Annotated in this window: 21 protein-coding genes and 1 riboswitch; of the genes, 1 reads left to right on the top strand and 20 read right to left on the bottom strand. The window is 41.1% G+C overall.

What is annotated here, in order from left to right:
* Positions 1 to 89: 89 nt before the first annotated feature.
* Positions 90 to 266: riboswitch (Lysine riboswitch) on the bottom strand.
* 88 nt (positions 267 to 354) lie between these two features.
* The 8 genes from JF53_RS17995 to JF53_RS16515 all read right to left on the bottom strand — a co-directional run bounded on the left by JF53_RS17995 (position 355) and on the right by JF53_RS16515 (position 8,391).
* Complete coding sequence (locus tag JF53_RS17995) at positions 355 to 483, bottom strand: hypothetical protein (protein ID WP_269083314.1); 129 nt, start codon at positions 481 to 483, stop codon at positions 355 to 357.
* A gap of 78 nt (positions 484 to 561) precedes the next feature.
* Complete coding sequence (locus JF53_RS16545; protein WP_047982664.1) at positions 562 to 1,638, bottom strand: ABC transporter permease; 1,077 nt, start codon at positions 1,636 to 1,638, stop codon at positions 562 to 564.
* A complete protein-coding gene (locus tag JF53_RS16540) occupies positions 1,635 to 3,155 on the bottom strand; it encodes a sugar ABC transporter ATP-binding protein (RefSeq protein WP_047982663.1) in 1,521 nt (506 codons plus the stop codon). Before JF53_RS16540 ends, JF53_RS16545 begins: the two co-directional genes overlap by 4 nt.
* Positions 3,156 to 3,342: 187 nt before the next feature.
* Positions 3,343 to 4,305: an ABC transporter substrate-binding protein gene (locus JF53_RS16535; protein WP_047982662.1), complete on the bottom strand. Its 963-nt coding sequence runs from the start codon at positions 4,303 to 4,305 to the stop codon at positions 3,343 to 3,345.
* A 107-nt stretch (positions 4,306 to 4,412) separates the two neighbouring features.
* On the bottom strand, positions 4,413 to 5,423 hold the full coding sequence (locus JF53_RS16530; RefSeq protein ID WP_047982661.1) for a Gfo/Idh/MocA family protein: 1,011 nt from the start codon (positions 5,421 to 5,423) through the stop codon (positions 4,413 to 4,415).
* A gap of 12 nt (positions 5,424 to 5,435) precedes the next feature.
* A complete protein-coding gene (locus tag JF53_RS16525; RefSeq protein ID WP_047982660.1) occupies positions 5,436 to 6,245 on the bottom strand; it encodes a sugar phosphate isomerase/epimerase family protein in 810 nt (269 codons plus the stop codon).
* Positions 6,246 to 6,365: 120 nt separating this feature from the next.
* The gene (locus tag JF53_RS16520; RefSeq protein ID WP_047982659.1) at positions 6,366 to 7,376 is read right to left on the bottom strand and encodes a Gfo/Idh/MocA family protein; all 1,011 of its coding nucleotides are present in this window, start codon (positions 7,374 to 7,376) and stop codon (positions 6,366 to 6,368) included.
* A gap of 28 nt (positions 7,377 to 7,404) precedes the next feature.
* Positions 7,405 to 8,391 carry a LacI family DNA-binding transcriptional regulator gene (locus JF53_RS16515; protein ID WP_047982658.1) on the bottom strand — a complete coding sequence of 329 codons (987 nt, stop codon included), beginning with the start codon at positions 8,389 to 8,391 and terminating at the stop codon, positions 7,405 to 7,407.
* A 189-nt stretch (positions 8,392 to 8,580) separates the two neighbouring features.
* Here JF53_RS16515 and JF53_RS16510 point away from each other — a divergent pair, with 189 nt between their 5' ends.
* Complete coding sequence (locus JF53_RS16510) at positions 8,581 to 9,549, top strand: sugar phosphate isomerase/epimerase family protein (protein WP_047982657.1); 969 nt, start codon at positions 8,581 to 8,583, stop codon at positions 9,547 to 9,549.
* Positions 9,550 to 9,616: 67 nt separating this feature from the next.
* Here JF53_RS16510 and JF53_RS16505 read toward each other — a convergent pair whose 3' ends face one another.
* The 12 genes from JF53_RS16505 to tenA all read right to left on the bottom strand — a co-directional run bounded on the left by JF53_RS16505 (position 9,617) and on the right by tenA (position 21,529).
* Positions 9,617 to 12,745 (bottom strand): alpha-mannosidase, encoded by a 3,129-nt coding sequence (locus tag JF53_RS16505; RefSeq protein ID WP_047982656.1) that lies wholly within the window; start codon positions 12,743 to 12,745, stop codon positions 9,617 to 9,619.
* Positions 12,746 to 12,916: 171 nt separating this feature from the next.
* Positions 12,917 to 14,245: a 6-phospho-beta-glucosidase gene (locus JF53_RS16500; protein ID WP_047982655.1), complete on the bottom strand. Its 1,329-nt coding sequence runs from the start codon at positions 14,243 to 14,245 to the stop codon at positions 12,917 to 12,919.
* A gap of 209 nt (positions 14,246 to 14,454) precedes the next feature.
* Complete coding sequence (locus JF53_RS16495) at positions 14,455 to 14,694, bottom strand: hypothetical protein (RefSeq protein ID WP_047982654.1); 240 nt, start codon at positions 14,692 to 14,694, stop codon at positions 14,455 to 14,457.
* Entirely contained in the window at positions 14,681 to 16,024 is a 1,344-nt protein-coding gene (locus JF53_RS16490; RefSeq protein WP_047982653.1) for a PTS sugar transporter subunit IIC, read from the bottom strand. The genes JF53_RS16495 and JF53_RS16490 overlap by 14 nt, the downstream gene beginning before the upstream one ends.
* A 23-nt stretch (positions 16,025 to 16,047) precedes the next feature.
* Positions 16,048 to 16,353 (bottom strand): PTS sugar transporter subunit IIB, encoded by a 306-nt coding sequence (locus JF53_RS16485; protein ID WP_047982652.1) that lies wholly within the window; start codon positions 16,351 to 16,353, stop codon positions 16,048 to 16,050.
* A gap of 75 nt (positions 16,354 to 16,428) precedes the next feature.
* Positions 16,429 to 16,755: a PTS lactose/cellobiose transporter subunit IIA gene (locus JF53_RS16480; RefSeq protein WP_047982651.1), complete on the bottom strand. Its 327-nt coding sequence runs from the start codon at positions 16,753 to 16,755 to the stop codon at positions 16,429 to 16,431.
* A 23-nt stretch (positions 16,756 to 16,778) separates the two neighbouring features.
* Positions 16,779 to 17,507: a chitin disaccharide deacetylase gene (gene chbG, locus JF53_RS16475; RefSeq protein ID WP_047982650.1), complete on the bottom strand. Its 729-nt coding sequence runs from the start codon at positions 17,505 to 17,507 to the stop codon at positions 16,779 to 16,781.
* A 254-nt stretch (positions 17,508 to 17,761) separates the two neighbouring features.
* Positions 17,762 to 18,499 carry a MurR/RpiR family transcriptional regulator gene (locus JF53_RS16470; protein WP_047982649.1) on the bottom strand — a complete coding sequence of 246 codons (738 nt, stop codon included), beginning with the start codon at positions 18,497 to 18,499 and terminating at the stop codon, positions 17,762 to 17,764.
* A 144-nt stretch (positions 18,500 to 18,643) separates the two neighbouring features.
* Complete coding sequence (thiE, locus tag JF53_RS16465; RefSeq protein ID WP_047982648.1) at positions 18,644 to 19,267, bottom strand: thiamine phosphate synthase; 624 nt, start codon at positions 19,265 to 19,267, stop codon at positions 18,644 to 18,646.
* On the bottom strand, positions 19,264 to 20,040 hold the full coding sequence (gene thiM, locus JF53_RS16460) for a hydroxyethylthiazole kinase (protein ID WP_047982647.1): 777 nt from the start codon (positions 20,038 to 20,040) through the stop codon (positions 19,264 to 19,266). Before thiM ends, thiE begins: the two co-directional genes overlap by 4 nt.
* Complete coding sequence (gene thiD / locus JF53_RS16455) at positions 20,037 to 20,843, bottom strand: bifunctional hydroxymethylpyrimidine kinase/phosphomethylpyrimidine kinase (RefSeq protein WP_047982646.1); 807 nt, start codon at positions 20,841 to 20,843, stop codon at positions 20,037 to 20,039. Before thiD ends, thiM begins: the two co-directional genes overlap by 4 nt.
* Entirely contained in the window at positions 20,840 to 21,529 is a 690-nt protein-coding gene (tenA, locus tag JF53_RS16450) for a thiaminase II (RefSeq protein ID WP_047982645.1), read from the bottom strand. The genes thiD and tenA overlap by 4 nt, the downstream gene beginning before the upstream one ends.
* Positions 21,530 to 21,560 lie beyond the last annotated feature (31 nt).

Raw genomic sequence — 21,560 nt, 5'->3', positions numbered from 1 at the left:
AGACTTACTTGAAAAATTTTAGAAAACAAAAAAGCAACGATAGGAAAATAACCTACCATTGCTGTTTACACAATACGTTATCCTCCATCCTGATCAGTAGTTCTCCATGCACATAATTCGCATGACAGTATGCCCCTTATTCAGCAGACATCCCAGCAATAATGAACTTGACCTTCATTATGCTTCGGCAACTAATCCTTTCAACAATCCTCATCGATGTCATACTCCGATTGTTTACTCCTATTACTCGCACCTCTACCTCATCGAATGATAAGGTCATTTATGAAATTAAATACAATATTATCAAACTATGAAAAATTGTCAAGCAGATATTTTTTCACAGGAGGCTGGCGCTCAGTTCGGGCGATATTTTGGTGTTTCGGGCGATGTTTCTGCCGTTTGAGCGATATTTGGGCAGTTCGGGCGATGTTCCTGCCGTTCAAGCGATATCTCACCTTTTCGAGCGATATTCCTCCCGTTCAAGCTAATAATCCCCACTCCAGCTCATTGCTCCCATTTTCCAAAACCCTAAATTTCCAACCCCCAGCCAATTAAAAACAATTAAGCGCTCTTCTCCTTACGCTGTAATAACACCGCCACAATCACAATGACCCCTTTAAAAGCCTCCCGTAAGAAAGGCGGTACACCGAACAAGTTTAATAAATTATTCATCACAGCAATAATCAGCATGCCATATACGGTACCAAGTATAAAGCCTCGTCCACCAAGCATATTGGTACCACCAACTACAGCGGCAGCGATGGCATCCATTTCCACTCCTCTTCCGGCATTGGAAAAGTCCATGGAGCCGATTCGAGAAACTTGAATGATCGCTGCAACTGACACAAGTAGCCCCATCAACGCATACACACGTAACTTCACTTTATGAATATTGACCCCAGACAATCTGGCCGCACGCTCATTAGAGCCTACCGCAATAATTTGTCTACCAAAAACGGTTCGCTTGGATACATAATATAGAATTGCAGCGATGATTGCCCAGTAAAGGATTGGCATGATCATCAGATTGCCAATTTTCAAGCTAGATAACTGCAAGAACTCCGCTGGCACCGTTGTGTTATAACCTTGGGTGAAATGCTGGGTAACACTTCGGAAAATCATCATCGCCCCAAGTGTAGCAATAAACGGTGGCACCATCCCTTTGGTAATCGATACACCAATAAGCGCTCCGAGTAGATAACCAAATCCCATTACAAGAATCACCGTCAAAATAATTGCCGGAACTCCAGTTATGCCAACCGCACCTAGAATTCCCTGTGCACCAGTATCCAATAGATACATCGCAAATGCACCCGTAATAACCAAGGTAGAACCAACCGATAAATCAATCCCACCAGTCATAATTACTAGCGTCATCCCAAGCGCAATAATCCCCACTCCAGCATTATTACGTAAAATATTTATCCAGTTATTCGTCCACGATTGGAACCACTCCCCAAAGGAGTCGTAATCAAATCCCAACGTCAACGTCTGTAAAACAACCATAATAATAAGTGCTATTAAAATACTAAACAGCGGATCCGTTGACCATTTATTCCGGAACCACCCCGCGAATGATCTCTTACCTGTTGTTGTCTCATGATTTGTTTCCACTTCTGATTTTTTTACTAGTTTCATGGTTGGTGTACCTCCTTCTCTTCGCTAAGCTCGCCGCCTGTAGCCAATCTCATAATTGTATGCTCATTCATCATCTCATCACGCACCTCACCTTGAATGGCACCATGATACATCACCAGCGCCCGGTCACAGACACGTATGATTTCCCCCGCCTCACTAGACAGGACAATGACAGCAATACCTTCTTCCGCCAGTTTTAAAATAATATCGTAAATATCTTCCTTCGCCCCAACGTCTACACCCTGTGTCGGATTATCTAAAATCAATACCTTAGGGTTTGCGGCTAACCATTTGGACAGGACAATCTTTTGCTGATTTCCACCGGATAAACTTGTAATACTATCCGTTTCCTTGCCCATTTTGATTCGCAAAGCATCTCGCTGTTCTGCAAATAATGCTTCATGCTTTGACGTATCAATAACGCCACGCCTTGCAAACATCGGCCAAGTCGCAATCGATGCATTCTCAAAAATATCCATATCCTTTAAAATGCCATTTTCTTTTCGATTCCGCGGAAGATAAGCAATTCCTTGTTTAATAGCTTGGTAGGTGCTAGTTATCGTAGCCTCTTTTCCATCGATAAAAATCTTCCCAAATGCGTAGGAGTCCGCTCCAAAAATCGCCTGAAACAATTCACTCCGGCCATCACCTAATAGTCCAGTGACCCCAACAATTTCACCGGCATGAACCCGCAAGTGAATATCACGAAAATGGTTACCATCGGTTAATCCTTCTACTCGTAAAACTTCTTCCCCAAGTTCCTCATTTTCCCGCTCTCTTCGTAACGATTCTGTTCGGACATCAAACCCGACCATATAGCTAGCCAAGTCCTTTTTCGTAACGTCACGTACATCCCCTTCAGATACTAAATTACCATCTCGAAGTACCGTGTACCGATTACAAATATCCATCACTTCATTAAGTTTATGAGAAATAAACACAATCCCAACATCATGGGACTGCAACGTGCGCATCATCGTAAACACACGTTCAATTTCAGAATCCGTTAATGAAGTAGTTGGCTCATCCATAATAATGATTGACGCATTCATGAGCATCGCCCGGCAGATTTCCACAATCTGTTTATACGAAGCATCCAGCGTCCCAACCATTCTTGCCGGATCTAGGTCAACATTCATCTTTGCAAAAATATCTGCCGTCTTTTCATACATCTGGCGAAGATCAAGTGCGCCACGCTTCGTTTTAATCTCTCGACCGAGAAACATATTTTCATAGATAGGCAGATCATTGATCAAATTTAACTCCTGATGAATAAACGCTATCCCCGCTTCCATCGAATCTACCGGTGTTACAAAGTCCACTACTTCTCCGTCGATTAAAATGTCACCAGAATCCATCGGCAAAACCCCACCGAGTATATTCATTAGGGTCGATTTACCTGCGCCATTTTCCCCAAGCAACGCACAGATTTCGCCACCCCTTACCGAAAAGGAAACATCCTTTAGTACATCATTACTGCCAAATGACTTCCGTATATGACTCATCTCTATTTGCATGTCATCACATCCAAGCAATTTTTTTAGAAAAACTCGCTTTTGTTTTTCTTATACCGACGAGAAAAGTTATAAAACTATCTATCGGTTCGAACTCCCTACACCCTATATATTATGAATAGGCAAAAGAAGGGCGGAATCTAGCCTTCACCCCTCTTCTCCTATTACGTTTAACTAAAAGCCAGCTACTTTAGTATGGTGATTCAGCATCTAGGAATTCTTCATAATTATCACGGTCTACCACGGTTGTCGGAATAACTGTCTCCTCATCTGTTTCTTCACCATTCAAAATTTTCACAGCGATATCAACTGCATCCTTCACCATAGCTGGGCTATATAGGGCCGATTGAATCCAAATGTCTTCGTTTTCTGGCATCATATTGAAGTATTCCTGCATGCCACCACCGCCAGTTACGACTTTAATATCCGTTCTCCCAGCTTCCTCGATTGCTTGCAAGACACCAACTGATGTTTCATCATCCAAGGATAAAACCGCATCGATATGATCTAAGCTTGTTAAAATATCCGCAAAATCGGCTAAACCATCTTCGCGTGTAAATTGTGTTGCATACGTATGAAGCGTCATATCTGGTGCAATTTCAGCAATTGTGTCCTTAAATCCACCAGTTCGTAATTCTGAAACAGATCCAGACGATGGTACTTCTAAGATAACTACGTCACCCTCTGTACCGATTTTATCCACGATATAATTTGCCCCCTGGACACCCATATCATAGTTATCACCAGCAACACGGTAAACACCATCCACATCAATCGCAATGTCAAAGTTTACTACTTCAATTCCTTCGTCAATTGCACGTTGGATTGGCACCTCCATGCCCTCCCACTGCGGAAATGCAACAATTGCTTCAGCACCCCACGTAATTAAATCATCCAACTGTGACGTCATCTCAGAAGCGTCACTACTCGTATAAATCTGATAGTCAATCTCATCCGATAATTCCTTCGCGCGAGCTTCTGCATGATAGGCAACCGCAGCTACCCAACCATGTGTTACAGCAGGTGCTAAGATTCCTACCTTGAACTTATCACCAGATTCACCATCGCCAGACGTATTGTCTGAACCACAAGCAGCAAGTACTGGCACCATCACTAGCACAAGTAAAACAAACAACTTAATAAACTTTTTCAATGAAATAACCCCCTCAAATTTTTAAAATATGGATAAAACTATGAAACCAATTATAATAATGGAACTTACTACTTCACGAATCTATTACCCTCGTAATAAAAGCGCTTTCAATTAGATGAAAATGAGGTAGCTGGAACGTGAATCTCACGTCCTGTTTCCAATGATTGTTCAATTAACTTAAGTAAGTTTAAACTATATAAAACATCCGCTACTGGTATAACGGTATTTTCCTTTTCTTGTTTGATACACGTGATAAAATACGCCAGTTCTTGTTGAAAAGCATCCGCAGTCTCAACTGCCACTTCCTCCACCTGATCCTTGTCATAAAAAACAAAATGCCGGTCATTGATTCTCTCAATATTTTCCCCAGCCTTCAGGTGAAAATCTATTGCACCCTCCTGCCCCTGCGCACGAAATGCCATCGTGAACGGATAACCATTTGGCATCCGGTGGGACGCTTCGATAAATGCTTTTGCTTTATTTTGGAACGTCAACGTTGACATCACATGATCCCATGCGCCGTATTGATTCTGATGGCCAACCGCATAAACAGTCTCCACCTCACCTAGTAAATAATAGGCAAAATCAATGTCATGTAAATGGAGATCAAATAATGCTCCACCACTCTTTTCCGGATGCTGAAACCAGTCACTCCAGGTCGGCAACTGCCCTAGCCTTTGGGCATGGATCGTTTCGATTCCTTTTAATTTTCCAGTGTCATGTAATGATTTTATCGTTTCATACTCCGGCCAAAACCGAAGCACATGACCAACAAACAGTCGCACATTTGACCGCCTAACAGCTTCAATGATTCGATTGGCTGCCGCTACTGTTAATGTCAGCGGTTTTTCACAAATAATCTGTTTCCCTGCCTCAGCTGCCTGGATGATATAGTCCTCATGTAAAAATGTTGGAACACAAATATCAATGACAGCAATATCTTCACGCTGTAGGAGCTGTTCATAATCCGAAACAACCTCTCCGTGGAAATCATCAATTCCCACTCCTTCAGCCTGTTTCGTACAAATGGCTACCACTTCAACCTGTGCCATATGGCGAAATGCTTCCAAATGTGCTTTGCCGATAAAACCTAAGCCAACGATTCCAATCTTGATCATAACGTCCACCTCTCAACTTTCTAGTAGTTTTTTCAGATAGTTGAAGGATCTCGCTACCGCTTCATTTACTTCAGCAAGATTAGCTGGCCCATCCTTCGTGAATTCGATCTCCACACTGATTGGCCCTTGGTAGTTTCCATCCTGGAGTATCGTAAATAATCGGCCGAAATCAAGATTGCCATCCCCTATTGCTGGAAAATTCCATTCGTTATTAGCGCCGAGCTTATCCTTTAAATGAACAAATTCCACCACATCAACAGATGCCGCTAAGTCCTCATACGGTAAAACATCACCATAAAAGATTACATTGGCTGTATCATAATTAATTTTCACCCGGTTATGAAAGGATTGAACGAGCTTTTTCAAGGAAACTCCCGTGGCAAAATTATTGCCATGTGTCTCAAACACGAGTGTTTTCCCTAATTTCTCACACTTTTCTAGAACCGGCTCAAGATTTCGAATTAATACAGCCTCATCCTCAATCACATCTGCATCATTATGTGCATCCCCTGTTGCAGTAACGATATATGGACAGTCAAAGAACACGGCCAAATCAATGCTTTCCATCAAGTTGGCAATTCCTTCTTCTCGCATGACATTACTATGTGCGCCAATTCCAACACAGGTCATCCCGTATTGCTGAAGCAAGTCTTTTACCCACTGCCGCTCATCCGCCTTCATAGTTGGTAAAACATGTGGCGTATGATCCTTAACCGCAGCTAATTCAATCTTCGTAAATCCAGCCTCACTAGCGCCTTTCACAGCCTCTACTAATGAATACCCATGATACGTATTGGAATTAATGGCAAGTTGGTTATACATGGTTAACCCTCCTGTCAACTGACCCAATTTTTTATCGTACAAAATCAATGTAATCCGTTACAAATAGCTTAAAAGAAACAAACCACTAAGTCAAACTATTTCGAAAATTTAACAGTGGATTTAAGAAGATGCCAGGATTTTTTCCACAACTTTTAAGGAAGCTAATGCTTCTTGCGCCGTTACTGGCGGCACCTCATCCTTTACAATACACTGGATAAATGCATCAATAACGCCACTCGATGTCTGATTGTCATTCGTTTGAATTTGTTCTAAATCGTACTTAACGAGCGTCCCATCCTGCTTCTCCACTAAAAGAGGTACAGACGGATCATGATAAATTTTAAGAACACCCTTCTGGCAATAAATAATCGTCGAGTTATCCTCTTTGCCGTAGTACGTCCAGGAAAATGATGCTGTACCTAATCGACCTTTTTTCGTCTTACAAGCACAAACAACATTATCACAAACCGTAATCGGCTGGCCCTGTTCATCCACCTTATCTAACGCCCCGGAAAAAGCATGGACATCCTCGATTTCATCATCGAGCAAATAATGGATGAGATCGAGTTTGTGAATCCCTAGATCTCCAGCAACACCAGAATGGGAGCGATCCTTTCTAAAAAACCACGTCGCATTTGTTTTCGTCACACCCCAAGTTTCAGGTCCTTGATGCCCGAAAGAAGTCTTAAACGTAAGTACCTCACCAAGCTCTTTGCTAGCCAATATTTCCTTCGCCTTTTGATGTGCTTTTGTAAAACGCTGATTGTGGTCGATCATTAATTTTTTCCCAGATTGTTGTTCTGCCTTGATGATTTCCTCAGCATGTTCAACACTAATAGCTAGCGGTTTTTCACATAATACATGCTTACCACTTAATAGTGCCTTTGTTGTATTCACATGGTGTGCTTCGTTGGACGAGCAATCACTAATCGCAACAATCTTCGGGTCCGTTAACAAATCCTCTAATCGTGCAACTGCTCGACCACCGAACTCTTCCGCAAGATGCTGTGCCCTTTCGAAGTTTCGGTCGTAAAAGACAATTTCATCGACATGTGGATTGGCTTTGTATTCTGGTGCATGACGAAATTTCGTAATCGAGCCACAGCCGATAATGCCTACGTTAAACCTCATATGCTAACCCCCTCTGTGTAAACCCTCACTATCCCATCGTTGATTCCCGAATAATTAATTCGTGATCTAACACGATACTCGCTACCTTCTCACCCTTAATACTCGTCATTAGCATTTCTGCTGCAAGACAGCCCATTTTGTACATCGGTTGGGAAATAGTTGTGAGCGTAGGATTGGTCATACTAGCAAAGCTAATATTATCAAAACCCACTACAGCAATCGGCTCATACATTTTCCCTTCCCCATTCAACGCCTTCAGCGCCCCAATTGCCAACGTATCGGAAACTGCAAATACGGCGGTAGGTCTCTCTTCTAACTGAAGTAAAACCCGCATTGCCTGAACCCCATTTTCAAAATCCAATTCCTTCGTATGGTAAATCCATTCATCACGAACCGCTAAGCCAAACTCTTGTAATGCTCGCTCATATCCTGCCAAGCGATGTCTCGCATATAGGAATGTGTCATCGGAATTAATGAGCGCAATTTTCTCATTCCCTAGTTTGATCAAATGCTTTACCGCATGATACGCAGCTAGTTCATGATCGATGGTCACGTATGGAATACTCCCGTCGGTCTCATATTCGCTACATAAAACAACCGGATGATGCTCCGCTAATTCATGAAGCTTATGCATATTGACCGTTGGATCCATCGAAATAATCCCATCTGCTAATTTGTTTTTTACCATATTGAAGTAAATGTTTTCTCGTTCTGGTTTAGAGTCTGTTTCACAAAGAAGTATGTTGTAGTTGTTAGCTATCGCGGTGTTTTGAATCCCATTGATGATTTCGGTGTAAAAAGGGTTGGAAATACTAGGTAGCAATACAAGTAGCAGACGACTTTCTGAGTTTCGTAGATTTCGTCCAAGCATACTTGGTTGATAGTTTAACTCTTGAATCGCACGTTGCACTTTCTGCCTCGTCTCAGGTGTAACAGCGGTAGCGTTATTTAATACTCTCGATACCGTCGCAACCGACACACCAGCTTGCTGTGCGATTTGCTGAATATTTGCCATGATGATTCCTACCTTCAATCTGTAATTCACTTAAAATGTAATCGATTACATTTATGATTGTAACGGCAGCCTATATGTTTGTCAATAAAATTAAGTGTAAATTTTAAAAATAATAAATTTTAGTATTGATTTACGGTTGATTTATGTATAATGGATGTAACGGATTACATTTCTTAGGGAGGGTTTTTCTTGAAATTAGGAGTATTTACCGTATTATTTTCTGACAAAAATCTAGAGCAAATGCTTGATCATGTAGCAGCAAAAGGAATCGAAGCTGTGGAGTTAGGTACAGGTGGGTACCCAGGTAATGCCCATTGTAAACTCGATGAATTACTTGGCAACAACGAAAAACAACAGGAGTTCATGAATACTATTACAAGCAGGGGATTAATTGTAAGCGCTTTAAGTTGTCATGGTAACCCGCTTCATCCGCAAACGAAAATTGCTGAAGAGGCAGACATTACTTTTACCAAAACCATAAAGCTTGCTAGCGAACTAGGAATCCCAGTTGTGAATACATTCTCTGGTTGCCCTGGAGATCACGAGAATGCGAAATATCCCAACTGGCCAGTAGCCGCTTGGCCAAATGACTACCAAGAAATTTTAACATGGCAGTGGGAAGAAAAAATCATTCCGTACTGGAAGGAAAAAGCAGCGTTCGCCGAAGCACATAATGTGAAAATAGGTCTAGAGCTACATGGCGGATTTTCCGTACATACACCCGCTACACTTCTACGTTTACGAGAAGCATGTGGACCAGCAATAGGAGCAAATCTTGATCCAAGTCATATGTGGTGGCAAGGTATTGATCCGGTTGAATCGATCAAAATCTTAGGCCGTGAAAATGCGATTCATCATTTCCACGCCAAGGATACGATTATCGATCAATCCAACATGAATCGAAATGGATTAACCGATATGACACCTTATTCCGATATGCAAAACCGTGCATGGTATTTCCGAACAGTCGGCTTTGGCCACGCCCAAAAAGACTGGGCAGATATGATTAGCACATTACGGTTATATGGCTATGATTATGTCGTAAGTATTGAACATGAAGACGGGCTGATGTCGATTGATGAGGGATTTACAAAAGCCGTGGAGACATTGAAGCCTGTGATGGTGAAGGAATCGGTTGGTGAGATGTGGTGGACGTAATCCCGCATGTTGGCTTATAAATCTAATAGGGACGGTTTAGTGTAGCATCTGAACCGTCCCATACTACTTATTCTACTAGATTCTCTAATTCCACTAAGAAAGTCTTTATTTCATAAGGCTTAATTCCAAACACTAGTATTTCCGCCGATTGCTTCTCCCCTACTGGTTCCTCCATCAAATTACACTCCTGCCAAGACTTGATATTCAAATCCGACGTAATCTGTGCAGAACCCCTTCTACCAGTGAATTCATGTAAGCGAAGTACTACTTTATTGCTATCCTCCGCCTTTTTCACTGCATCAATCATGACGTAATCAGCCGAGATCTTAAACAGGCTTAATTGCTGATAGCTAAAATCACCCACGCTATAAGCTAATGGTAGGTTTAAATCATCTGCCTCTTGAACCGTCTCCCCTTCCACCCATGATCCTTCATGTGGAAGCAGCGAATACGTAAACATGTGATTACCTTGATCCTGTGTATAATCTGGGTAAGTAGCACCTTTTAATAAGGTTAAACGAATCGTAGAATCCTTCACATCGTATCCATACTTACAGTCATTAAGCAGACTCACACCATACCCTTGCTCCGATAAATCTGCCCACTGGTGTCCGACAGTTTCAAACTTAGCCATATCCCAGCTTGTGTTCCAATGCGTCGGGCGTTTCACATTCCCAAATTGGATATCAAATGTTGCTTCGGTCGAGCGGATATCGACTGGGAACGCAACTTTCAATAATTGATTCACCTCATGCCACTGAACCTCGGTAACAAAATCAATCCGTCTCTTGCTTGCATAAACAATCATTTTTTGCTGAATAACAGAATGATGATATTCCCACGTGAACGCAATAACTGCTCGAATCGAATTCGTTTCCAGCACCTCTACTGATCTCAGGTTGCTTATTTCCTTCATTTTTTCTTGATAAAAAATATCAATCTCCCATGCATCCCATCGCAATGGCTTATCTTCGAAGATTTGCAGGACATTACCTTTTTGATTTTCTTGTAAAACCTCCCGGTGGTTAGGAATGTCATAGATTCTCGTCAAATGCCCTAATTCATCCCATTCAATATTGTAAAATGGCGTTTGAATGCCATTTTTCCCAAGTACAGTAAACGGAGATGGATCTACAGGCTCCTCAACTGCTACAGGTTGGAATTCCACTTTTGTCATTCCGAGCGATGGTACCTTGACCTCAAGCAGCCACTCTTCTTCCGTTTTCACAGCACGTAGCGGTGCTTTGTTATGATCCACCCAGGTACCATTTTCCGTTTCCTCGGTTACTGGTATCGATACAATTGAATGACGCTCCCAAGCTGCTGGGTTGATGACTGTATAAGAGTGTTCAGCATTTCCTTCCACCTTTTCCCTTGCAGCAAGTGCCAATCCTTCTGCTTCCTTATATTCCAATTTACTATCTTCATAAACTTCTTTAATAGAAGAACCAGGCAAAATATCATGAAATTGATTTCGCAACATAATTTTCCAACCGTCATTCAGTTGCTTCTGGGGATAATTGTCCCAGTCATTTGAAATCGCGCTGTTTAATACATTAAGGAACTCAACCTCTTTATACAAAAGCTCCAATTTCCGGTTGGACTTCTTATTATTCGCTTGCGATGTATAAGTACCTCGGTGAAATTCTAGATAAAGCTCGCCGTCCCAAACATGGACATAGCCCTCTGTTTCTTCCACAGTCTTATGTAGATTAGCCAAATAATCCTTTGCTTTTGCCGGTACAACATTCGGCACCCCAGGCATATCATGTAGCCTGCGTCTCATTTCTAACATGTCACGGGTAACACCGCCACCGCCGTCACCATGCCCATAGGTCACCATGATATCCTTCGTAACGCCCTTATCCCGAAATGCTTCCCAGGCACCAATCATTGTTTCCGCCGTAATGGCTGCATTATAATCCGCACCCCAGCCTTTTCGACCTGGATATGGTGTCGTAATAAAATAGGTTAGAATCTCCGTACCGTCAATCCCACGCCATCTAAACACATCATGTGGCATGCGATTAAATTGATTCCAGCTAATTTTTGTCGTGACGAACGATTTTATTCCAGACTTTTGTAAAATTTGCGGTAGTGCCCAGCTATAACCAAACACATCTGGTAGCCATAAATAGGTGCACTCCACCCCAAATTCCGCTCGCATAAACCGGGTTCCGTGCAGCAATTGTCTTACCAACGATTCGCCAGACGGAAGATTTGAATCCGGCTCCAGCCACATGCCACCCTCTGGTTCCCAGTGTCCATCTTTTACACGCTGCTTGATTTTCTGAAAGATTTCTGGGTAATCCTGTTTAATATAATCATAGAGCTGTGGTTGTGCCTGTTGAAATAGGTAGTCCGGATACTTTTCCATTAAACGTAGAACGGTTGAAAATGATCTAGCTGCCTTTTCCCGAGTGTGTCTTAACCGCCATAACCAAGCGACATCAATATGCGTATGTCCAACTGCATGAATAGTAACTGGATGATGCTTTTCCATTTGTTGCAGACGGTCCTGTAGATCCTTGCATGCAACTTCTACCGACTGGTAAAAATCAGCTGAACCCGAATCCATCCAGTCCACATGATAAAACGCTCTATCTAAAGCATTTAGCAAATCTTCACGGATAGGATTCATCTCATCAAGCATTTCAATAGTCTGAAGACACGCTTTCCCCGTATAGTACAAATCATCCGCCGCAGGATCTAACCACGCGACAAAAGCCTGTTGAAAAGTATGTACCTGCTCTACTGGACGTCCGCCACCTTCCAATCCAGACCATAAGCGGAAAACGAACTCAGCAGCACTACCAGCTAGCTCATTCGAAAGAAAAACCTCTTTATGATTTCCATCCACACCTTGATAAATTTCACGATTGAGATATAACAACGATTCAAAGCCAGAATTTGTTCCACCATCTGTTATTCCAAAATCAAACACACCAACAATTTCACGTGTTTGCCACGTTTCTGGAATACTCACTTCAGCCTTCAGCCAAGCGTATAAATCTCTTCCAGCCCATTGTTCCCCTAATTTATAAGTAGACCATTCCCCTTCAAGTAAAGGCTTTGCACCAACTTCCCCTTCTTCATCGAGCTGAAATTGGAACGAAGGAATTTCGATTTTATCGCGATAACGGTAGCCATCTAATTCTGTTAACCTTGCGTGGAGTTTCTTTTCAGTCTGAAACAATAATCTCCCTCTTTTCCGATTCTTTTAAATCATTTATACAATAAGTATAGAAAAAAGAATCCGACTTGACCAGTTCGGATTCTTTTTCGTACATGATTTGTGATTGTTCCTTTTTCTAATTGACTACTAAATTTCTCCACCTAATTACAATCCAAGTCCAAAATACTCGCATCAATTCTCTACCACCTCAAAAAACTGTGGCAAATACTCTCGATGTGCATCCAACATTTCATCCACGATTTGCTTTGCCAGTGTATCCGAGGCAACTAGCGGATTAATCGTTAATGCTAAGACAGCTAAATTGTAGTCTCCTGTCACAGCCGCTTCTGCAGCAACTCGTTCAAAGGACTTTATTTGCTGCACAAGCCCCCGAACAGAAACAGGTAAATCCCCCATAACAAGTGGCTTCGGACCATCCTTCGTAATAACTGCACTAATTTCCACAGCCGATTCATTTGGTAGACTTGCAATTGCTCCATTGTTCCTCGTATTAACCGGTTGGATATCACGTTTGTCATTATAAATACTAGATATTAATCGAACAGCTGCTTCAGAATAATAGGCCCCACCTCTTTTTTCCAATTGAGGTGGTTTGATTGCGAGTTCTGGATCCTTGTATAGTTCAAATAAATCCTTCTCAAGTGTTTGGACTACCTCGGCACGAGTCCCATTCTCTTCAGCGTCTTTCTTGGTCTTTTCAACCATCTCTTTCGTTTTATAATAATAATTATGATATGGGCATGGGATAGCGTTCAATGCTTTTAAAAATTCTGGCTCCCACCCAAAGCCCTCGATGTTTTTCACATAACTACTGTCCCCAAGACCGGTTAACGTATTGATTACCACTTCCTTAACACTAACCCCGTCTAAATAAACACCAAGACCGTACACCATATGGTTCAGTCCAGCAAAATCAATTCGAACGCGAGAATGATCTACATTTAATAGTTTCGCAATTGCCATTTCCATCCCGATCGGGACATTACATAAGCCTACAACTTTTTGGATAGATGAGTACCGGAGAACTGCCTCTGTTATCATCCCAGCAGGATTCGTGAAATTAATCAACCAAGCATCGGGACAAAGTTCTTCCATGTCCTTACAAATTCCTAAAATAACTGGTATGGTTCGCAGACCTTTAAACAAACCTCCCGGACCATTTGTTTCCTGACCTAACACATCATATTTTAATGGAATACTCTCATCCTTTGCACGCGCATCAAGTAATCCAACTCGAAATTGCGTAGTAACAAAATCTGCATTTCGTAATGCTTCTCTGCGATCAAGTGTTAGATGAATCTCAATTGGAAGATTAGCTTTTTGAACCATTCGTTTTGCTAAATTACCAACAATATTGAGCTTTTCTTTTCCTTGTTCAATATCTACTAGCCAAATTTCAGATACTGGTAACTCATCATAATGATTAATAAAACCCTCAATTAACTCCGGTGTATAACTAGATCCACCACCAATGGTCGCAATCTTTAATCCTTTTTTCATTTGTAGATTCCTCCTTAAGATTAGTAGCCTCTACATCGTCCTTTTTTCATCCGTTGTATGAAAATGTCCAGATCCCACCATGCTTAACGTTCGTACCACCTAGAACGAACGTAATATAATTGTTCATGTTCATTCTTCTTATCAATCGATTTCACAGTTTAATAAGGATGGGAGTCAGTGTTGATGTTGACTCCCACAAATTTATGAACCTATTTTTCCTGTAATTTTATGGTGAAGTATAGGGCAGTCCCCAACGAGGATTGTTTGAATGCCTGTTTTAAATGACGTTCCGTTTCTTCACCAGATAAATCCGTTTCAGCCGTTAGTTGCATATCAATTTTATTTACCTTATCAATCATCACCTGCACGTTCTCATCCTGATAGCCTTCAAAAAATTCATGTAAAAATTTGATTTGCCCACAAAAAACTGTTAGCTTATGCTGATTCATCTTCTGCTATCCCATCTCCATTAGTCACATTTGCAGCTTTATTTGCCGCGATGACGAAAGGTAAATAAATGATAGTAGATACCGCAAGACAGACAAACCCTATTATTAACGCTAACCAGTTTCCACCTGTACCTAAGAAAGCAATTAGTGGTCCAGGTGTCGTCCAAGGTACGGCATATGCAATTGGCGGAATCCATTCAAAATGAATGACCGTCCAACCAATAATCACATTCACCGCTGGAACTAGAACAAATGGAATAATCAAGATTGGGTTTAAAACAACCGGCAGTCCAAAAATAATGGGCTCATTAATATTAAATAATCCCGGTGCAATCGATAGTTTCCCAATATTGCGATAATCCTTCCTCCTAGAAACAAGGAATATCGCAATGATTAAGCCTAAGGTCATACCTGAACCACCATAATTGGCAAATGCGTCATTGATTGCCCATGTAGTTGGATATGGCGCTCCCCAAGCCGTTCCATTTTCTGCAACGAAGTTTAAGTTTTCTACACCCGCTTCCGCAAACATCGCCTCGCGGATTGCAGCAACCGTATTCGGACCATGAATACCAAATACCCACAGGATATTGGATACAACCGCAAGAATGACTAACGAAATAATACTCGTTCCTAAATTTTTCAATGGTGTTTGTAACACTTCGTAAATTAATTGATGCAAGCCATCTGGGTAGACTGCATTAATAAGCGCATTTGCAATCGCAAAAATAAGCGTAATAATGACAATGGGAAACAGCACCTTAAAGGATCGCGATACGGCTGGTGGTACAGATGCTGGCAAATTAACCTGTAATTTGGTCGACTTCGATAGCCTACTAAATAATTCTCCAACCAATAACCCAACAATAAGTGCCACGAATAGTCCTTGTGCTCCAACCCATTGCGTTGACAAAAAGCTAGCGCCATCTACCATGGTATAGGGTGGATAGATAATGAAGAACGTTGATAATCCTGTAATTCCGCAAAGTAATTCATCGGCTTTTAATTCAATGGCAATATTTCTCGCAACCAAAAAGACAATAAATATCGATAGAATATTTGTAGAACCATTCAGGACTGGTGTAAAGACTTCCTGATAGTCCGCTAGATTAGGAAACATTTTATGCAAGAATAATATTTTAGCGATAAAACCATCCTCTGCTAAAATTGCAAAATTCAATAGTAATACAAGAGAACCTGCTAACGTAATCGGAAAAGCTAAAATAAATGCATCACGTATTGCGACAACATGTCGTTGTGAGTTCAACTTAGCTGCAATTGGTACAAGGAATCGTTCCATTCCTCTTTCAAATTTGTCCATTACCGCCATGGTCCTTCACTCCTTTTTCCTATTTATCCATTGATGAGTTCAAATGCTCTTCCTAATACTTTTTCGCCATCCATCGTTCCATAAGCACGCATTTCGATTACCTCGACTGGTACACGACCTTTCACCATGGAATCAACCTGCTTTTTCTGATATCTGACTTGTGGCCCAAGCAACACTAAATCCACTTCATCAATTACCGATTTGGCTTCCGAGATAGGAAGTGCAGCAATTTCAACTTCTTCCCCCCTATTCTTTGCTGCCTCTAGCATTTTATTTACTAGTAAACTAGTCGACATACCTGCTGCACAAACGAGTAAAATCTTTTTCATCTAATTACCTCCTTTTTTTGAAAACGTTTTCATTATTTAGTGACAAATCTACCGAAAAATACTCTCAACCCCCTTTTACATTTTATTCTGATGTGATAGTTGTTTGTACAAATCAACAAACTCCCTCGCCAAATCCTTCACTGTTATAGCCGTCATTAAATGATCTTGCGCATGAACCATAAGTAGCGAAATCGTACTGTTATTTCCGCTAACCTCTTCCTGAATTAAAGCTGTTTGAATGTGATGGGCTTCATTCAATGCTTCTTCTGCCTCAAGTAGTTTCGCCTCAGCTCCAACAATATCCCCCTCTTTCGCAAGCTGGATAGCCTCCATCGCATGACTTTTACCATCTCCACCATGAAGGATAATTTGAAAAACAACATCCTCTGAAATCATTGGCATAGCCTACACTCCTTCCCATTTTTTCAAGCTATCGTTTGATAGTTTCGCAGTTGTATTTCCTTGTCATGTAAATAAGATAATATAGCTGGATGCGTTAGGATACGTAATTCATTTAATCGCTCCATCGCATAGGTGCTTCCTTCTTTTAATGGTATGTCAAGAAATGCAGGATGACACATCACTTCAACCGTTTTATAGGCTTGTAATTCTTCAAACAATGTGAGTGTATTTTTTACCGTAAGTCCCGCTCCATAAAATTCTGAGCAGAAATACTCTACAACCTGTAAGGAAGATCTTTGATTGGATGCATTTCGAATTGGGAGCCGATAATGATTAGCCAGTTTTGTAAACACCGGATAAACCTTGCTGCTTGTATGAACATGGTGATGAGAATCTAAATGTGTTGGGGTTAAACCGTAGGATAAAAATCGTTCCAGCTGACTTGTTAGTTCCTTTTCTATGTCCGCAACTGTTGCGCTTGATTCTAAATCAGGTAATCGCAAAAAATCTCCCTTATCATCAACAAGCGATGGTACATCATTTCGTATCGGCTTACCACAAGTCAGCGCAAAATGGATGCCCACACCTAATCCTTGATTTTTTTTCGCCAAGTCCACCGCATGCTTTGTTCCACTCATATTTACCATGAGAGTTGTTGATGATACTATCCCATTATGAAATGCTTCGATTATTCCATAATTAACCCCTTTTGAATATCCAAAATCATCGGCATTGATAATCCACTGTTTCATCCATATCATCTCCAGTAAGTATCAATAGTAGCTTTTCGGTGATTCATTGCTTACTACTATGAAGACTCTCCATCATGTAAGCGCTATAATTATATGCACTTTCACTACACTCGATTACGAAATTTGCTTGTATCAAACTATCTTACAAGTATTATAGATACATAGAACGAAAGAATCATTACTTTGAGGCGATAAAAGTACATGTTTTACCAAATAAAAAATGTTACATAAAAAAAACAATCCATCATAAATAATTAATCCTCCGACCTTAGCAATCGCTGAATCTTCCTTCCTATCATCTCCAAGATAAAGACAACCGGCACTTGTGAGGTAATGTTGTTATTATTAGGGAGAATTATGAATGGCATATAATAAGAAATCGTTAGATCAGCAATTTTAGCAAGCGTGCTGTTCTCATAATTAGTGATGCTAATGATCTTGGAGTGCTTACTTTTAAAGCTGTTCACTTGTCTTAATGTCTCACCAGTCTCACCAGAAACAGATAACACAACTAACACCGAGGAGTCATAATAGCCCGCTGGTACCGGATAAAACGGATCATCTAAATACTGGGCAAATTTCCCCACATTTGCGAAGAATCTAGCTCCGTATTTTCCTAATATCCCGCTTGATCCAACTCCCAAAAACAGCACTTTATCTTTATCTACAATCATTTCTGCAGCTCGTTCAAGCAAGCTATCAAACTCTGGATTATTAATCTTCATAAAAAAATCAATCATTTGTGTAGCATCCTCACTCGGCAATGCCAAACTTAGATTTTCCTGAAGCATTTTTAATTTAAACTTAAACTCTGTAAACCCTTGGCAATCCATTTTCTTACAAAAACGAAGGATCGTTGTTGTGGAAACATGTGCCTTTTCCGATAATTCTCTAATTCCCATCTGGCCAACTTTATCCAGATTCGTAATGACATAGTTATAAACGGATAATTCCAATTCATTTAAGCTTTTAATTTCCTGTAACAAGAACATTAAATCCCCCCTGCTCATTAGACTAAAAAAACTTACTCATATTATCGCATTATTTGCACCGTTTTTGGTTTTGAACTTTCGACAAAATTCGGGTGGTGACAGGCACTCTAAACGGGGCAGGATATGTCCCGCCCCGTTTTATTTCTACAAATATTCTATTGCTCTTTTTATATCTTTTGCATCTGTAATAGCGGATATCACCGCCACACCATCAGCACCTGCTTGGATTACATTTTCTGCATTCTCAGTACTAATCCCACCAATTCCTACAACAGGCATACTCGGAAACTGCTTCCGCAATGATGCGATCCATGCCGTACCAACGGGTTCTTTAGCATCCGTCTTTGTTGATGTACGAAATATTGGACCAGCTCCAAGATAATCTACTAATACAATAGGACTTTGCTCCACCTCACGTACATTCGAAACAGAAAGACCGATGATTTTATCTGGCATTAACGCGCGAATCTCCTGAACGGTTAAATCATCCTGCCCAACATGAATACCATCCGCTTCCAATGGTTCCACTAAATCAACATCATCATTTACAAAGAATAAAATATCATGCTCCCAGCAAATTTGGCGTAGCTGTTTTCCTAATTCCAGCTTCCTTGCTCCGGTCAGTGCATTATCGCCTTTTTCTCGATACTGAAAAGCTGTAATCCCTGCTTTTGCAGCCTCCTCTAATACCACTACTGGATCCTGTTTACTATTTTGAGTCCCCATGATAAAGTACTTTCGTAATTTTTCTGCTAAAGACTCCTTCATGAATTAACCCCTTCCAAATCCGCCATATTCAAGGATAACGCATCAATAAATCGGGGGATAAACGTACCCGAACCCTTTACTTCCGGATTCGAGGCAGTATATTCCGCTGCTAAACCATAAAACGAAACAGCGGTTAATGCTTGCTGCCATGCTGGGTAATTCGTCGTTAAACAAGCCGTTAACACCGATCCCAATAGACATCCCCCTCCTGTAACTCTAGTAAGAATCTCATGACCTGATTGATTATGAGCAAGCTTAGATTCCGTACAAATGATATCCGTTTTCCCAGTCAGTACAGCTGTAGTTTGATAGGTTTTGGCTACTTGAAGTGCTACCTCCTCCACATCTCCTCCGCCAATAGAATCCACTCCTTTAGATTCCCAGCTCCTGCCAACTAGGTGTGCGAGTTCACTAGCATTCCCCTTAATAGCCGTCGGTTGAACCTGGTTAAGGATTTCCTTCACCATAGCAGTGCGAAAAGGAGTTGCCGATACCCCCACAGGGTCAAGTACTACTGGTATATTTTTCTCATTAGCGGTTTTCCCCGTTAGAATCATAGCAGGAACCTCATCTGCTGTCAGTGTCCCAATGTTAATCAAGACACCATCCGCAATCGTCACAATTGCTTCTACTTCTTCTTTAGCCTTCGCCATAATTGGAGTTCCCCCAAAGGAGAGCAGACCATTCGCTGTAAAATTCATCACTACCTGATTCGTTAGATGATGAATCAATGGTTGTTGTTTTCGCACATCTCGTATAATCGAAAAATTCAACTCTCCACCTCCATCATCCTTGCAGCAAAATGATTCGTTGGACCATTCCCACTACCAATCGAAAAAGAATGCTCTATTGCCTTTGTAACAAAAAGCTTAGCCTTTTCTACTGCCCCTGGCAGTGAATTCCCCTTACTTAAATAGGCTGTAATCGCCGCAGAATACGTACATCCTGTCCCATGTGTATTTTTGGTAGCAATTCGTTTCGCTGAGAAAGTATGCATTTTATCACCATCATATAGAAAATCGATTGCTTCTCCTGATAAGTGACCACCTTTTATTAGGGCAGCACTGGCGCCATACTGATGAACAATTTCATTCGCCGCCTCTTGCATATCGGTAATTGTTTCGATACGCTTTCCAGTAATGTATTCTGCCTCCGGAATATTTGGCGTGACAAGACTTGCTAATGGCAAAAGCTGTTCACGCAAATAGGTACGAGCATCTTCATCAATTAAGGAATCCCCGCTCGTAGCTACCATGACCGGATCCATAATGTATGGTGCCTTTATTGTTGCAATACTTTCCTTGATAACCCGCATCATATAGACTGTAGCAATCATACCTGTCTTGAATGCATGAACAGGCATATCAGATAATACCGAATCTAGCTGTGCTTTAATCATTTCAATAGACATATGATGGACCGCCTGAACACCTGTTGTATTTTGGGCAACAACTGAAGTAATGACAGACATGCCATATGTCTTTAGCTCCTGAAAAGTTTTTAAATCGGCATGTATCCCCGCACCTCCACTGGGATCAGTACCTGCAATCGTTAGGGCGCAAGCTATGCTAGTCATATAGTTTCAACCTTCTTCCCTGCTGGCCATTGTTCCAAACTATACGCCATTTCCCAAAACTGCAATTCTAGCTGGCAGCTTTTACGGAACGCATCCTTTATACGTGATTTCTCTTCTGATGATATGTGCTCTGCATAGCTATCCAAAAGCATTCGCATGTCCGTTGTTGTTTTCTCTACTCTAGAATCAGCATAAAAACTAATCCAAGGATAAAACGGATGGTCTTGGTTTGGCTGATGCTTTTCCATAAGTGTTTTTCCTATTTCCAAATAAGTCCACGGGCAAGGTAAGAGCGCTCCTAAGATTTCTCCAAGCGATCCTAGCTGGGCATGATACATCATATGTTTCACATAATGATCCGCTGTTGGTGGGAGCGGATGCCCCTGTAGTACGTCATAATCGATACCAATATAGTCACAAAAATTCCGGTGTGGATGAATTTCATCATTTACAATGAAAGCAATCTTATCGTGAAAATATGCAATCTCTTCTCGATTAGTAGCTTTGGCAATTGCAATTCCATAAATTTTCATAAATGCATTTAAGTATTCGAAATCTGCTTTCACATAATGCTCTACTGCACGCTTCGCTATATCACCGTTTCCAATACCTTCCACAAACGGATGCGCAAAAATCATTTGATAAATATCGTCATTCTCACTTCGCAACTGTTTCGTAAATGTCATGTCGATGATCCTCCTATAAAATTTGATATAA

Source organism: Ornithinibacillus contaminans (assembly GCF_001038425.2).
In the GTDB taxonomy this organism is placed as follows: domain Bacteria; phylum Bacillota; class Bacilli; order Bacillales; family Amphibacillaceae; genus Ornithinibacillus; species Ornithinibacillus contaminans.
Note: the sequence above shows the minus strand (reverse complement) of the source record. Positions and strands in the feature narration are given on the sequence as shown.